Raw genomic sequence first — 14,302 nt, forward strand, 5'->3', positions numbered from 1 at the left:
TCCACGGGGGTCTGCCTCCAGAGCAAGCCGGGGGTGTTCCCCATGCCGCGGAGGGTGCGGCGGGCGTGAAGGTGGAGGGCATGACGATCTATGCCCGTTTCCTTCGCCGTCCGATGAGGCGGCGCCTGATACCTGTTGTTGTCGCTCTGGTGGGAGTTGCCGTGCCTTCGGTGGCTTTTGCTCTGGACGCCCCGACGACGCTCCAGCGTGATGTGGACCTGGTGCGTGCTACGGGGGCGAGCGGGGTGCTGGCCGAGGTCAGTGCGTCCCGGGGGGCCCAGACGGCCCGTGCGGGTGTGGCCGATCCCGCTGGGAGTCGGCCCGTTCCGTGGAACGCCCGGCACCGGATCGGGAGCACGACCAAGACGTTCGTCGCCACCGTCGTCCTCCAGTTGGTGGGTGAGGGCAAGATCGGTCTGGACGACACGGTGGAGCGATGGCTGCCGGGGGTCGTGAACGGGAACGGCAACGACGGCAGGAAGGTCACCGTCCGGCATCTGCTCGGGCACACCAGTGGGCTGCCCGATTATGAGGACGCGCCGCTGGAAGGGGCCGCCACCCCCGAGGAGTTCAGGCGCGAGCGTTTCCGCACGTTCCGGCCCGAGCAGCTGGTCGCCACGGCCATGCGGCACCGGCCCTTGTTCAAGCCTGGCAAGGAGTGGGCGTATGCCAACGTCAACTATGTCCTGGCCGGGATGATCATCGAGAGGGCCACGGGCGCGCCCTGGGCTCAGGCGGTGCATGAGCGGGTCATCGAGCCGCTGGGGCTGGCGGACACCCTCATTCCCGGCACGTCCGCCTACCTGCCGTCCCCGCGCCTCGCGGCGTACAAGCGCTTGCGTCCGGGCGGTCCGCTGGTCGACGTGTCCACCTTCGCCGCCGGCCATGCCGATGCCTCAATGATCAGTACGACGGGGGACGTCAACCGCTTCTTCCGCGCGCTTCTCGGCGGGCGGCTGTTGAAGCCTGCGCAGTTGAGAGAGATGCAGAAGACCAGGCTCGCCAAGCCCTTCGCGGCCATCTGGGACAAGCCGGGCTACGGTCTGGGGCTCATGAAGCGCCGCCTCCCCTGCGGCGAGTGGGTCTGGTTCCACGGGGGCGGCTGGTGGAACGCCATCACCGACAATGGCGTTTCCTCTGACGGGCGCCGTGCCGTCACGGTGGCGATCGCCAGCACCCAGGAACCGGGCCAGGACATGACGCCGCAGGCCAAGGCGTCCGCCGCGCTGATCGACCATGCCCTCTGCGGCACCCGATAGGGCCGCTCAGAAGTCGTCGTAGGACGGTGGGGACTCGTACATTCGCCGACGGTGTTCGTCGGCCTGCCGGGCCAGGCGGTGTTGCGGGAGGTGGTCCTGGACTTGCCACCATTCGAGGGTGAAGCGGCGGCCGTCCTCGCCCGCCACGACCAGCGGACCGCCTGGACGGACGTGGAAGAACGTGTAGGGCGCGCCTTCGCGGGCGAGGAGCGTTTCCGGCGGCAGGACGACGGGGGAGTACCTGAGGTTCTCGAACACGTAGGTCCGGCGTGTGTCGGAGGCGAAGAGGTCGCGGTCCGGGGTGAGGACCAGCGGCCAGTCGTCGGGGTTGTCTGAGTCTTCGACGTCGCTCGGGGGTGGCGCGGGCTCGTCCGCGAGATCCTGGACGGTCCATTCGAGGAGCCGGGTCGCGCGGCAGACCTCGTCCAGGGGAAGGCCCAGCCGCGTCGCGGCCAGGGCGAGACCCTCCGGATCGGTGTGCGCGCGTTGTGCGGGACTCGTGGCCTCCGCCGCCAGGCGCAGCCAGAGCATCGGGTCCTCGGGGGACGGGTCGCGCAGGTGATCCCAGCAGCGGCTGCCGGGGCCCGCGGGGGCGATGTTCGGGCAGAAGGCGTGACCGCACATCTCGATGACGCGTTGCGTGCCGAGGTCGGGGACGAACAGCGTGCACGCGCGAAAAGGGCGCAGGGCCTCGGTGCCGACGGCGGTGAACCAGCGCATGCGGTCGCCGTGGTCGCCGCGCTCGACCCGGAACCCACGGAGCTCCCAGGCCGTAAGGACGTGGGACGCCATGGCGATCGCGAGGGCCGGGAAGGGGCGGAAGGGACGCGTGGTGGAAGCGTCCAGCGTCGGGATCTCCGCGATGGGACGGCGGGTGTCGTCGTCGTCCAGATGGCGGAGTGCCGTCGCGAGGAGTTCGGCGGCGTCGACCTCGGTCACGGGCTCACGGGATGCGGTGGCCGGGGACCGAGGGCCAGCGGACGGTCATGACGATCGACTCCTCCTCGGCGTGCCAGGAGTGGTCGACGCCTTCGCCCCAGACCACGTAGTCGCCCTGGTTCGTGAGGACCACGTTCTGGTCGGGGAACTCCAGGCGGAAGCGGCCGGTGATGAGGACCAGGAGGGCCTTGCGCTTGTCGCCGGTGGTCCACTGCTCGCGGCGGTCGCCCCGGTGGTGGACGCCCCATTTGATCTCGACGTCGTCGCTGTGGCGGATGTCGCCGTCCGGTTTGAAGTGGCCCAGCAGCCAGCCCCGGTCGGCCGCCGCGTCGGCGGCGGCCTTCCCTACGTAGATGTCGTCGTGCACGAGGGCGTGGTTAGCGGTCGGTCTGCGGGCGGGGGAGGGAGAAGCCGTCGCCGACGACGGCGGCCAGGTTGAGGTAGGCCTCGCGGGTGGGCGGGGCGAGCTGTTCGAGCTCGACCTCGGCGCCCTCTTCGAGGTGGTCGTCGTAGGGCACGCGGACGACCGCGCGGCAGCGGCTCTCGAAGTGGGCCTGGAGCTTGTCGAGGTCGACCTGGCTGCGGGTGCGGTTGCGGACCATCGACAGGACGACCACGCCGTTGCGCACCAGGTGGCCGTGGTCGTGCGCCTCCAGCCAGTCGAGGGTGGCGCTGGCCGAGCGGGCCCCGTCGACCGACGGGGAGCTGACCAGGACGAGCTGGTCGGCCAACGCCAGGACGCCCGACATCGCCGAGTGGAGCAGGCCCGTGCCGCAGTCGGTGATGCAGATCGAGTAGTACTGCTCCAGGATCACGGCGACGGCCGAGTAGTCCTCGGCGCTGAACGCCTCGCTGACGGCCGGGTCGCGGTCGGAGGCCAGGACCTCCAGGCGTGCGCCGTTCTGCGAGGTGAAGGCGCGGACGTCGGCATAGCGGTGGATCTTGTCGCGGCCGTTGAGCAGGTCGCGGACGGTGGCCGCCGTCTCCAGCCTGACCTTGTCCGACAGCGTGCCGCGGTCGGGGTTGGCGTCCACGGCGATGACCCGGTCGCCGCGCAGCGACGACAGCATCGACCCGAGGCCCGTCGTGGTGGTCGTCTTGCCCACGCCGCCCTTGAGCGACATGACCGCGACCCGGTGGTGGCCGCCGACCACGTTGTTGCGGGCGCGGTCGATGAGGTCCTTGCGGCGCAGCTCGGCCTGCGACTCCCCCGGGTGGATGTTGCCGCCGGACGCCTTGTAGACCGCGCGGCGCCACCCGGTGGACGGCGCGATGCGCCGCTCGCCGAGGAGGTTCTCCGAGCTCAGGCTCTCGGACGACTGGGGCGGCGGCTGCGGCTGCCCCTGCTGTGCGGGCGGGTAGTGCGGCTGGGCGTAGCCCTCGTGGGGCTGCTGCTGGTACCCGGGGGGCGGCGGCTGGTTCGGGTCGTACTGGGGCTGGGCGGACGGGTACTGCTGGTCGCCCGTGGGAGGCAGCGGGTTGTAGTGCGGAATGCCCTGGCCGTTGTCGCGCGCCGGGTCGTAGGGCTGCTGGCCGCCGAGGTAGGGGGACTGCTGGCCCTCATACGGGGGCTGCTGCTGCGCGGGCGGGTTCGGAGGCTGCTGCTGCGGGGCCTGCGGGAAGGGCTGCTGGCCCTCGTAGGGCGGCGGCTGCCCCTCGAACGGTGGCGGCGGGCCCTCGTAGGGCGGCGGTGGCGGAGGCTGCTGCGAGCCTTCGAAGAAGGGCTGGGCGCCTTCGTATGGCGGCGGGGGGAGTTGACCCGGGGCGCCCTCATACGGGGGATGCGGGATGGGGGCGTTGGGGTCGGGCTGGTAGGGGCCCTGAGCCTGGTAGGGCGGCGGGAGCATGCCCCCCTCGAAGGGCTGGGGCATCGGGCCGCCGTCGTAGGGCTGCGGGGGCGCGCTGTAAGGAGGCGGCGGCGGGAAGCCGGGGGGCGGCGGCACCTGGCCGGTGTCCAGCGGGGGAAGGATGCCTTCCTGCGGCTGGAAGGGCGGCGGACCCGCGAGCCACGGGTTGTCGGGCTCGGGAATCGGGCCGCTCGCGCCGGGCTGCTGCTCGAAGTCCTGCTCGGCGGGACGTCCGAAACCCTGGCCCTCGGGCTGGGGGGCGAAGCCCTGCTGTTCGGGAGGGGCGAAACCCTGCTGCTCGGGCGAGGGAAAGCCCGGTTGCTCGGAGGGCTGGCCGAAGCCCGGTTGCTCGGTCGGCTGGCCGAAGCCCTGCTGCTCGGCGGGCTGGCCGAAGCCGGGTTGTTCGGTCGGTTGGGCGAAGCTCTGCTGCTCGGCGGGCTGGCCGAAGCTCTGCTGCTCGGTGGGCTGGGCGAAGCCGGGTTGTTCGGGGGGTGGCGCGAAGCCCTGGTGTTCGGGGGACGGGAAGCCCTGCTGGTCGGGCTCGGCGGCGTCCTGCTCCTGCTCCTGCCCGGGGGCGGCCTTCTGGAGGTTCGGCGGCTCCTTGTCGGCGGCGGGCGCGGGTTGCGGGACGGCGGAGGAACCCTCGGCCTCGCCGCTCATCGCGTCCAGGGACGCCAGGCGCTCCTCCAGCGAGCGCCCGTCGTGTTCGTTCCTTGCCACCAGTTCTCCCCTCGGCCATGCCCGAAAGATCATTTCGGTGTGGGATGGGGCATTGGCCTTCCGGCAGGATACCCGTGAGTCAATACCACGCATCCCCTGCTGGGTCTGCTCGCCCCCCGTTCACCCGGGCGCCGTCCGGGTCCGGCGTGCCCGGTAGCGTGATCGGTATGCGTGCGATCGTCATTCGCGAGCCGGGGGACGCCGACGTACTCCAGTGGGAGTCTGTGGCCGATCCCTCACCGGGGCCGGGAGAAGTGCTGATCGAGGTGGCGGCGAGCGCCGTCAACCGGGCGGACGTCATGCAGCGCCTGGGGCTGTATCCGCCGCCCAAGGGCGCTCCCCCGTATCCGGGTCTGGAGGTCTCGGGCCGCATCGCCGAGCTGGGCGAGGGCGTGACCGGCTGGACGGTCGGCGCCGAGGTGTGCGCGCTGCTGAGCGGCGGCGGGTACGCCGAGCGCGTCGCCGTCCCGGCCGGGCAGGTGCTGCCGGTGCCGCGCGGTGTCGACCTGGTCGAGGCGGCCGGGCTGCCCGAGGTGGCCTGCACGGTGTGGTCGAACGTGTTCATGCTCGCCGGGCTCAAACCCGGGGAGCGGTTCCTCGTCCACGGCGGTGGTAGCGGGATCGGGACGATGGCGATCCAGCTCGCCCGCGCGCATGGCGCCGAGGTGACGTGCACGGTGGGGAGTTCGGAGAAGGGCGAGCGCTGCCGTGAGCTGGGCGCCGGCACGGTCGTGAACTACCGGGACGACGACTTCGCCGAGCACGGCCCGTTCGAGGTGATCCTCGACCATCTCGGCGCGAAGTACCTGGCGCGCAATGTCGCGTCGCTGGCCACCGGGGGGCGGCTGATGGTGATCGGCTTGCAGGGCGGGGCGCGCGCGGAGCTCGATCTGGGCGCGCTGCTGACCAAGCGGGCCCTGGTGCACGGCACGTCGCTCCGGGCCCGGCCGTTGGACGAGAAGGCCGCGATCGTGGCGGCGGTGCGCGAGAACGTGTGGCCGCTGCTGGAGGCGGGGACGGTCCGTCCGGTGATCGACCGGGTCGTGCCGATGGCCGAGGCGGCGCGCGCGCATCGGGCCTTGGAGGACAGCGTCCACATCGGCAAGATTCTGCTGAGCGTGTGAGACTTGGAGTCATCATGAACGAGCCTTCGAACAACCAGGACCGCGAGCCGCAGGTTCTCGTGGTCGGCCCCAACGGCATCGCCATGGAAGGCGGTGACGGCGAGTCGGGGGAGAAGTCGATAACCGACATGGTCGAGCAGCCGGCCAAGGTGATGCGGATCGGCGGCATGATCCGCCAGTTGCTGGACGAGGTGAAGGCGGCCCCGCTGGACGAGGCCAGCCGCGTCCGCCTCAAGGAGATCCACAAGTCGTCGATCAAGGAGCTTGAGGACGGCCTGGCGCCCGAGCTGATCGAGGAGCTGGAGCGGCTCTCGCTGCCGTTCACCGACGGGACGGTCCCGAGCGAGGCCGAGCTGCGGATCGCGCAGGCGCAGCTGGTGGGCTGGCTTGAGGGCCTTTTCCACGGCATCCAGACCACGCTTTTCGCCCAGCAGATGGCCGCGCGGGCCCAGCTGGAGCAGATGCGCCGCGCCCTTCCCGCCGGGATGGTTCCTCCCGGGGGCGACGAGGAGCCGCCGGGGCCGGGCCGTACGTCCGGGCCCTACCTCTAGGGAAAGAGCTTTTCGAGCACCTGGGCCACCCCGTCGTCGTCGTTGCGCGCCGCCTTGTGCGTGACCGCGGCCAGGACGTCGGGGTGGGCGTTGCCCATGCCGTACGACGTCCCGGCCCAGGTGAGCATCGGCAGGTCGTTGGGCATGTCGCCGAAGGCGACCACGGCCGAGGCGGCGATGTCGTGCTCGGCGCACAGCCGGGCCAGGGCGCTGGCCTTGGTGACGCCGTGCGCGCTCATCTCCAGGGGCCCGCGGCCGGATGAGTGGGTGACCGTGACCAGCTCGCCGACGGCGGCCGCGGCCTTCTCGGCCAGGACGCCCGAGTCGGCGTCGGGGTGGAAGGCCAGCAGCTTGGTGCCGCTGCGGCTGACCAGGGTCTCGCCGTCGACGGGCCGCCCGCCCAGGGCCTCGGCGTCCCAGCGGCCGAGGTTGTAGCGGGCCTCGAAGACGAAGCCGCTGGGGTACTCCACCGCGAAGCGCAGCTCGGGATCGATCTCGCGCAGCCGCCGGACGGTCTCGGCGATCACCTCGGGCTCGATCATGTGGGCCCGCACCACGGTCTCGGTGTGCAGGTCGTAGACCACGGCCCCGTTGGCGCAGATGGCGACGCCCCGGTGGTCGACCGCGGCGGCGATGTCGCGCATCCAGCGGGGCGGGCGGCCGGTGACCATGACCAGCATCGAGCCGGAGCGTTCCACCCGGGCCAGGGCGGCCAGGGTGCGGTCGGAGACGGTGCCGTCGGAGCGGACGATCGTCCCGTCCAGGTCGGTGGCGATCAAACGCGGCGTGAGGTCGGACATGTCACCTTCCCGTCCCGCCGCGTCCCGGCGGCTGGGCAACACCTTAGGCGACGGCCCGGACCGGCCCGCGGCCCCCTCGCGCTCAGCGCTTGACCGGCTCCAGGACCTCAAGGCCGATGTACTTCTGGAGGGCCTTGGGGACGCGGACCGAGCCGTCGGCCTGCTGGTGGTTCTCCAGGATGGAGACGATCCAGCGGGTGGTGGCCAGGGTGCCGTTGAGCGTGGCGACCGGGTGGTTCTTGCCGTCCTCGCCCCGGTGCCTGACCGACAGGCGGCGGGCCTGGAACTCGGTGCAGTTGGACGTCGAGGTGACCTCGCGGTAGGTGTTCTGCGTCGGGACCCACGCCTCGCAGTCGTACTTGCGCGCGGCGCTGGTGCCGAGGTCGCCGGCGGCGACGTCGATCACCCGGTAGGGGATCTCGACCTTGGCGAGCATCTCCTTCTCCCACGCCAGCAGCCGCAGGTGCTCCTCGTGGGAGTCGGCGGGGTCGCAGTAGGAGAACATCTCGACCTTGTCGAACTGGTGCACCCGCATGATGCCCCGGGTGTCCTTGCCGTACGACCCGGCCTCGCGGCGGAAGCAGGTCGACCAGCCGACATAGCGCCTGGGCAGCTCGTCGATGATCTCGTTCATGTGGTACGCGGCCAGCGGGACCTCGGACGTGCCGACCAGGTACAGGTCGTCCTGCGGGAGCCGGTAGACCTCGGCGGCGTGCGCGCCGAGGAACCCGGTGCCCTCCATCGCCTCGGGCTTGACCAGCACCGGCGGGGTCATCGGGACGAACCCGGCCTCGACGGCCTGGTCCATCGCCAGGTTGAACAGGGCGTGCTGGAGCCGCGCGCCGACGCCGGTGAGGAAGTAGAAGCGGGCGCCGGACACCTTCGCGCCGCGCTCCATGTCGATCGCGCGCAGGCCCTCGCCGAGCTCCAGGTGGTCGCGGGGCTCGAAGTCGAACTCCGGCGGCGCGCCGACGTGCTCCAGGACGACGAAGTCCTGCTCGCCGCCGGGGGGCGCGCCCTCCTCGATGAGGTTGGGGACGACCCGCAGCAGCGCGTCGAGCTCGCCGCCGACCCGGTCGGCCTCGGCCTCGGCGTCCTTGACCTGCTGGGCCAGCTCCTTGGCGCGGTCGAGCAGCGCCTGGCGCTCGTCGCCGGACGCCCGGGAGACCGACTTGCCGAAGCTCTTCTGCTCCGAGCGCAGCCGCTCGAAGCCGGTGAGCGCGGATCGCCGCCGCTCGTCCAGGCTCAGCAGGGTGTCGACGACGGTCTCGTCCTCGCCGCGGGCGCGCTGTGAGGCGCGCAGCCGCTCGGGATCCTCTCGAAGGGCGCGCAGGTCAATCACGGACACGAGGCTACCGGTGCGGGACCCTCCTGCGCGCGCGAGTATCGGTCATGGCAGGGTCGGCGTCATGGACGACCTCGAACTCGCGCTCGCCCTGGCCGACCGCGCCGACGCGATCACGATGCGCCGCTTCGGCGAGGCCGGTCTGGGCGTGCGGGCCAAGCCCGACCGGTCGCTCGTCACCGAGGTCGACACCGAGGTGGAGGCGGCGCTGCGGGCGTTTCTGGCCGAGCATCGTCCGTCCGACACGGTGCTCGGCGAGGAGAGCGGCGGCGCGGGCTCGGGCGGGCGGCGCTGGGTGCTCGACCCCCTCGACCACACCAACAACTACGTGCGCGGCCTGCCGGTCTTCGCCACGCTCATCGCCCTGGAGGAGGACGGCGAGGTGCACGCGGGCGTCGCGTCGGCGCCCGCGATGGCGCGCCGCTGGTGGGCGTCCCGTGGCCGCGGCGCGTATGCCGACGGGGAGCGCATCCGCGTGTCGGCCGTGGCCGACCTGCCCGACGCCCACGTCACCTTCGCGGCGCTCCACCGCTGGGAGCGCCGCGACCTGACCTCCGCCCTCGCGAAGATCACCGAGGCGGCCCGCTACGAGTGGGGCTCGGGCGGCTTCTGGGGCCAGATGCTGGTGGCCGAGGGACGCTGTGTTTATTGAAATCTCGGCCCAGCTGCGCTCGCCTGGCGGCTCGCTTCGCTGACCGTGATTTTGCGATTGCTGCATCGCTCCGCGATCTAACCGGGGAAGCTCGCCTTCGGCTTCGCTTCCCCGGTTAGTTAACGCAATCGCGCGCGGGGCCGAGGTCGCTGATAGTTCAAGGGCCGGAGTGAATGATCAGGTGGGCGTGGAGAACCGCGACTAAGTACGGGCGCCGTGGGCGAGCAGGGCGTGGGCCGGGAGCGTGGCCAGGCCGTCGTCGCCGACGTAGACGGCGACCAGGCGGTCGAACGCCGCCCGGACGCGCAGGAGGGTGGCCTCGTCCTGGCGGCCGAGGATGACGCCGTTGGTGCCGACGCGGGCCATGGTGCCCTCCCACCAGAGGTCGGGGTCGACCCGGTGGTCCCACTTCACGTCCACGGCGGTGGCGCCGGGGAAGCCCGCCCCGGCGACCAGCCGTTCGAAGGCGCCGCGCTCGGCGTGCTCCTGGAACGGCGGCTCCGGGATGTCGTCCGGCCGGACGACGCCGGCCTCCTCCATCGCGTCGGCGACCACCGTGGGGACGCCGCCCGGCATCTGCCAGCAGGTCAGCGCGAGCTGCCCGCCCGGACGCAGCATGCGGCGCAGCTCCCCGATCACCTCGCCGGGACGGCCGACATGGTTGATCACGAAGTTGCCGACCACGGCGTCGAACGTGCCCTCCTCGAAGGGCAGGTCGGGCAGCACGGCGACCCGGACGTCGAGGCCGGGGACGTTGCGCCTGGCGGTCTCGACCATGCCGGGGTCGGCGTCCAGCGCGCTCACCTCGGCGCCGCGGCGGGTGGCCTCGGCCGAGACGATGCCCGGCCCGGCGCCCACGTCCAGGACCCGCGTCCCGGCGCCGACCGAGGCCGCGTCGAGCAGCGGGCCGACCATGTGCGCCGTCAGCTTGGCGAAGACGCGCTCGTAGGCCTCCGCGCGCCCGGCCCAGAGGTCTCGTTCGTAAGTATCGAAGTCGGTAGTCACTCCCGCAGCGTACGGTCAGCGCACCCGGTACAGCAGGTCCCGGCCCGACGCGAGCCGGTGAACGTTCTCGGCCGCGACCTCGAAATAGCGCGCCCACGTCTCGCGGGTCAGCCACGCCACGTGCGGCATGACCACGACGTTGTCGAGGGCGAGCAGGGGGTTGTCCGCCTTGGTGGGCTCCTCCTCGAAGACGTCGAGCCCGGCGCCGCCGAGGTGCCCGGACGCCAGCGCCTCGACCAGCGCGGCCTCGTCGATCACGGGACCGCGCGCGGTGTTCACCACGATCGCGCCGGGCGGCAGCAGCGCCAGCCGCCGCCGGTCGAGCAGATGGTGCGTCTCGTCGGTCAGCGGGATGTGGACCGAGACGATGTCGGACGCGCGCAGCAGGTCGTCCAGCTCGCGCCAGGCCGGGTCGTCCGGGCGGGGACGGCGCGAGGTGAACAGGACGCGGGCGCCCAGGGCCTCCAGCGTCTCGCGCAGCAGCCCGGCGATCTCGCCGCCGCCGAGCAGCCCGACCGTCCGCCCGGCCAGTTCCCCACCGACCATGGCGCGGCCGGGGGGCCAGCCGCGTCCCTCCCGGGTCAGGCGGTCGAAGGTGACCAGACGGCGCAGCGCCGCGAGCATCAGCAGCAGCGAGGTCTCGGCGACGGCCCTGGCGTTGCGGCCCGGCATGTTCGCCACCGCGATCCCGCGCTCGGCGGCGGCGTCCAGGTCGATGGTGTTCACGCCGCTGCCGAGCTTCTGGATCAGCCGGAGCCCGGGGGCGCGGTCCATGTCCTCGGCGCCGATCGGGCGCAGCACGTGCCAGATCACCTGGACGTCCGGCAGCAGCTCGCGGAGGCGCTCGTCGTCGTATTCGGGACAGGTCACGATGTCCATCCCGGGCTCGGTGTGGTCCATGTCGTAGTGCAGCAGCACCCGCGGCGTGATCGTCACCCCGTCAGCGTAGGCCGCCGAAGAACGCGATCAGATCGGCGGCCAGCAGCTCCGGGACCTCCATCGCGGGGAAGTGCCCGCCCCGCTCGAACCGGCTCCAGTGCCCGACAATCCCGCCCGGGTCGACCAGCGGACGGATCGCCGGGTCGCTGGCGAACTCGGCGAACCCGACCGGCACGGCGCCCGCCTCGTCGCTCCCCTTCACCAGGTTCGCGAGGTCCTGCCGCAGCTCGTAGGCGAAGTGCGAGGCCGAGGCGCCGGTGCCCTCGACCCAGTAGAGCGTGACCTTGGCCAGGAGCTGGTCGAGGTCGACGGCGTCCTCGGGGAGCTCGGCCGCGGGGTCGGTCCACTCCTTGAACTTCTCCACGATCCAGGCGAGCTGGGCCACCGGGGAGTCGGCGAAGCCGTAGGCGAGCGTCTGCGGCCTGGTGGACTGGATCTGGAACGACCCCATCCCGTCGGGCCCGGCCAGCGGGCCGGGACGCACCGACATCGTCCCGTCGGCCGCGACGACGCCGATCATGTCGTCCGGCCCGGCCACCGAGAAGTGGATGCCCACCACCCGCTCGGGCGCCAGCAGCCGCATCGTGTTGGCGACCCCGGAGCCCAGGTCGAAGCCATAAACCCCGTACCGCTCGTACCCGAGGCGCGCCATCAGCTCGACCATCGCGGCGGCCGACCGGTTGACGCCCCACCCCGTCTCGCGGACCGGCGTGGAGAACCCGTAGCCCGGCAGCGAAGGCGCCACGACGTGGAACCCGGCCTCGGTCAGCGGCCCGACGACCTTCAGGAAGTCGGCGGGCGAACCGGGCCAGCCATGGTTGAGGATCAGCGGCATCGCGTCCTCGCGGCTCGACCGCGCGTGGACGAAGTGGATGGTCTGCCCGTCGATCTCGGTCGTGAACTGCGGAAGCTCGTTCAGCTTCGCCTCCTGGGCCCGCCAGTCGAACGAGTCGCGCCAGTACTCGGCCAGCCCCTTGAGGTATCCCGCCGGGACGCCCCGGCTCCACCCGACGCCCTCGGTGACGGGCCACCGGGTCCGTGCGAGCCTCTCGCGCAGCTCGTCGAGCTCGGCCTGGGGAACGTCGATGCGGAAGGTCCTGATCTCGTTGCTCATGGAACCCACGCTAGAGGCCCTTGCGGAAGCTCTCGTTCCTCAACCTACGGCAGAATCGGCGGAATGTTGGAGACCTCCGTCCGCCTGCTGAAACTGCTGTCGCTCCTGCAATCCCGTCCCGACTGGTCGGGCGCCGACCTGGCCGACCGCCTGGACGTCACGACCCGCACCGTCCGCAACGACATGGAACGCCTGCGCATCCTCGGCTATCAGGTCCAGTCGACCACGGGCACCGCGGGCGGCTACCGCCTGGGCGCCGGTGGACGCCTGCCGCCCCTCCTGCTGGACGACGACGAGGCCGTGGCCGTGGCGCTGAGCCTCCGCACGGCCGCCTCGGGCACCGTCGCGGGCATCGGCGAGACGTCCGTCCGCGCCCTGGCCAAGCTGGAGCAGATGCTCCCGTCCCACCTCAGGCACCGGGTGACGGCGCTCCAGTCGGCCATGGTCTCCGTCCAGCGCGGCACCCCCACCGTCGACGCCGACACCCTCACCGCCATAGCCGCCGCCACCCGCGACCACGTGGGCCTGCGCTTCGACTACCTCGACCGCCACGGCGAGGCCACCGAAAGGGCCGCCGACCCCCACCGCCTCGTCCACACCGGGCGCCTCTGGTACCTGGTCGCCTGGGACACCCGCCGCGCCGACTGGCGCACCTTCCGCGTCGACCGCATGCGCCTGCGCACCCCCAACGGCCCCCGCTTCACCCCGCGCGAACCCCCCGAAGGCGACGCCGCCACCTACGTCATGCGCGGCGTCGGCTCATCCGCCTGGCGCCACCAGGCCCGCATCCGCTTCCACGTCTCCGCCGAGAAGGCCGCCGATCACGTCCCCCCGGAAGCCGGCGTCCTCGAACCCGAAACCGAAACGACCTGCCTGTTCACCACCGGCGGCGACCGCATCCACGACCTGGCGTCCTACCTGGGCAGCCTCAACCTGGACTTCACCGTCCTGACCCCCCAGGAACTCGCCGACCACCTGTCCACCCTCGCCACCCGCTACAAAGCCGCCTCTCACCGCACATCCACGTAGCCCCCCGAAGGGAGTGGGGCGTTTACGGGTGGCCGAAGCGGATGGCGGTGAGCCAGGCGGAGGCTTCGGTGAAGTCGGTGTCGTGGGTGCCGCGGCGGATGTCGGGGCGTACCTGGTCGGCGCGGGTGTAGGAGCCGAGGTAGCGGACGTCGGCGCAGACGCGGCGCAGGCCCATGAGGGCCTCGCCGACGCGGGCGTCGGAGACGTGGCCCTCGAAGTCCATCCAGAACAGGTAGGAGCCGAGGCCCGCTCCGGTGGGGCGGGACTGGATGAGGGTCAGGTTGATGCCGCGGACGGAGAACTCGGTGAGGATCTCCAGCAGGGCGCCGGGGTGGTCTTCGCCGATGAAGGCGACGACCGTCGTGCGGTCCATGCCCGTGGGCTCCGGCGGGGCGCAGGGGCGGCGCAGGGCCACGAAGCGGGTGACGGCGTCGGCGACGTCGTGGATGTCCTCGGCCAGGATCGACAGGCCGTAGCGGGCGGCGGCGAACGACCCGGCCAGGGCCGCGTCGTAGTGGCCGTCGGCGACGTGCTGGGCGCCCTCGGCGTTGGAGGTGGCCGCACGCCACTCGGCGTCGGGGACGTTCTCGGCCAGCCAGCGGCGGCACTGGGGCTGGGCGTGCGGGTGTGAGGCGACGGTCTTGATGTCGGCGAAGGCGGTGCCGGGACGTACCAGCAGCGCGAACGAGACCGGGAGATGGACCTCGCCGACGATCTGGAGCGGCTCGCCGGTGGCCAGTTCGTCGAGCGTGGTGGGGACCGAGCCCTCGACGGAGTTCTCCAGCGCCACGACCGCCGTGCCGATCTCGTCGCGGCGCAGGGCGTCCAGGACGGCCGGGACGGTGGCGTACGGACGGGTCTCGGCGCCCGCGGACTCGGGGAAGCGGTGCAGGGCCGCCTCGGTGAAGGTGCCGCGAGGGCCGAGGAATCCGAAGGTCTGTGGCATGGGGCGTGTGCTCCGGCGCGGACGGTTGTGAG

At 72.0% G+C, this 14,302-nt stretch carries 14 protein-coding genes; 5 read left to right on the forward strand and 9 right to left on the reverse strand.

All coding sequences use genetic code 11. The annotated features are described in order from the left end of the window. The first annotated feature begins 80 nt into the window (after positions 1-80). A complete protein-coding gene (locus tag ACQPY4_RS00990) occupies positions 81-1,259 on the forward strand; it encodes a serine hydrolase domain-containing protein (RefSeq protein WP_433331364.1) in 1,179 nt (392 codons plus the stop codon). Positions 1,260-1,265: 6 nt separating this feature from the next. Here ACQPY4_RS00990 and ACQPY4_RS00995 read toward each other — a convergent pair whose 3' ends face one another. From ACQPY4_RS00995 to ACQPY4_RS01005, 3 genes are read right to left on the reverse strand one after another with little or no spacing between them, the layout of a single operon-like run. Beyond that, positions 1,266-2,198 (reverse strand): hypothetical protein, encoded by a 933-nt coding sequence (locus ACQPY4_RS00995; RefSeq protein ID WP_433331366.1) that lies wholly within the window; start codon positions 2,196-2,198, stop codon positions 1,266-1,268. 4 nt (positions 2,199-2,202) lie between these two features. Then, the gene (locus ACQPY4_RS01000; protein ID WP_433331368.1) at positions 2,203-2,565 is read right to left on the reverse strand and encodes a signal peptidase I; all 363 of its coding nucleotides are present in this window, start codon (positions 2,563-2,565) and stop codon (positions 2,203-2,205) included. 10 nt (positions 2,566-2,575) lie between these two features. Beyond that, complete coding sequence (locus tag ACQPY4_RS01005; protein WP_433331370.1) at positions 2,576-4,765, reverse strand: AAA family ATPase; 2,190 nt, start codon at positions 4,763-4,765, stop codon at positions 2,576-2,578. A gap of 167 nt (positions 4,766-4,932) precedes the next feature. On the opposite strand from ACQPY4_RS01005, the gene ACQPY4_RS01010 reads away from it, so the two are divergent. After that, positions 4,933-5,889: an NAD(P)H-quinone oxidoreductase gene (locus ACQPY4_RS01010; protein ID WP_433331372.1), complete on the forward strand. Its 957-nt coding sequence runs from the start codon at positions 4,933-4,935 to the stop codon at positions 5,887-5,889. Between the two features lie 14 nt (positions 5,890-5,903). Further along, positions 5,904-6,440 carry a bacterial proteasome activator family protein gene (locus ACQPY4_RS01015; protein WP_433331374.1) on the forward strand — a complete coding sequence of 179 codons (537 nt, stop codon included), beginning with the start codon at positions 5,904-5,906 and terminating at the stop codon, positions 6,438-6,440. Here the strand turns inward: ACQPY4_RS01015 and ACQPY4_RS01020 are convergent. Both ACQPY4_RS01020 and serS read right to left on the reverse strand, forming a co-directional pair. Next, positions 6,437-7,240: an HAD family hydrolase gene (locus tag ACQPY4_RS01020; RefSeq protein WP_433331376.1), complete on the reverse strand. Its 804-nt coding sequence runs from the start codon at positions 7,238-7,240 to the stop codon at positions 6,437-6,439. The two genes, ACQPY4_RS01015 and ACQPY4_RS01020, sit on opposite strands and share 4 nt — an antisense overlap. Positions 7,241-7,322: 82 nt before the next feature. Continuing rightward, positions 7,323-8,582: a serine--tRNA ligase gene (gene serS, locus ACQPY4_RS01025; protein WP_433331378.1), complete on the reverse strand. Its 1,260-nt coding sequence runs from the start codon at positions 8,580-8,582 to the stop codon at positions 7,323-7,325. A gap of 67 nt (positions 8,583-8,649) precedes the next feature. On the opposite strand from serS, the gene ACQPY4_RS01030 reads away from it, so the two are divergent. Continuing rightward, positions 8,650-9,237, forward strand: a complete 588-nt coding sequence (locus ACQPY4_RS01030) for an inositol monophosphatase family protein (protein WP_433331380.1) — start codon at positions 8,650-8,652, stop codon at positions 9,235-9,237. Between the two features lie 201 nt (positions 9,238-9,438). On the opposite strand, the gene ACQPY4_RS01035 is transcribed toward ACQPY4_RS01030, so the two are convergent. The 3 genes from ACQPY4_RS01035 to ACQPY4_RS01045 are packed head-to-tail and all read right to left on the reverse strand — an operon-like array spanning position 9,439 to position 12,295. Next, positions 9,439-10,242 carry a class I SAM-dependent methyltransferase gene (locus ACQPY4_RS01035; protein WP_433331382.1) on the reverse strand — a complete coding sequence of 268 codons (804 nt, stop codon included), beginning with the start codon at positions 10,240-10,242 and terminating at the stop codon, positions 9,439-9,441. Positions 10,243-10,257: 15 nt separating this feature from the next. After that, positions 10,258-11,178 carry an NAD(P)-dependent oxidoreductase gene (locus tag ACQPY4_RS01040; RefSeq protein WP_433331384.1) on the reverse strand — a complete coding sequence of 307 codons (921 nt, stop codon included), beginning with the start codon at positions 11,176-11,178 and terminating at the stop codon, positions 10,258-10,260. 4 nt (positions 11,179-11,182) lie between these two features. Continuing rightward, the gene (locus ACQPY4_RS01045; protein ID WP_433331386.1) at positions 11,183-12,295 is read right to left on the reverse strand and encodes an epoxide hydrolase family protein; all 1,113 of its coding nucleotides are present in this window, start codon (positions 12,293-12,295) and stop codon (positions 11,183-11,185) included. Between the two features lie 63 nt (positions 12,296-12,358). On the opposite strand from ACQPY4_RS01045, the gene ACQPY4_RS01050 reads away from it, so the two are divergent. Next, a complete protein-coding gene (locus ACQPY4_RS01050) occupies positions 12,359-13,324 on the forward strand; it encodes a helix-turn-helix transcriptional regulator (protein ID WP_433331388.1) in 966 nt (321 codons plus the stop codon). Between the two features lie 22 nt (positions 13,325-13,346). Here ACQPY4_RS01050 and pheA read toward each other — a convergent pair whose 3' ends face one another. After that, complete coding sequence (gene pheA, locus ACQPY4_RS01055; RefSeq protein ID WP_433331390.1) at positions 13,347-14,270, reverse strand: prephenate dehydratase; 924 nt, start codon at positions 14,268-14,270, stop codon at positions 13,347-13,349. Positions 14,271-14,302: the final 32 nt, after the last annotated feature.

Origin of the sequence: Spirillospora sp. CA-294931, from assembly GCF_050946795.1 — a bacterium.
In the GTDB taxonomy this organism is placed as follows: Bacteria; Actinomycetota; Actinomycetes; order Streptosporangiales; family Streptosporangiaceae; genus Spirillospora.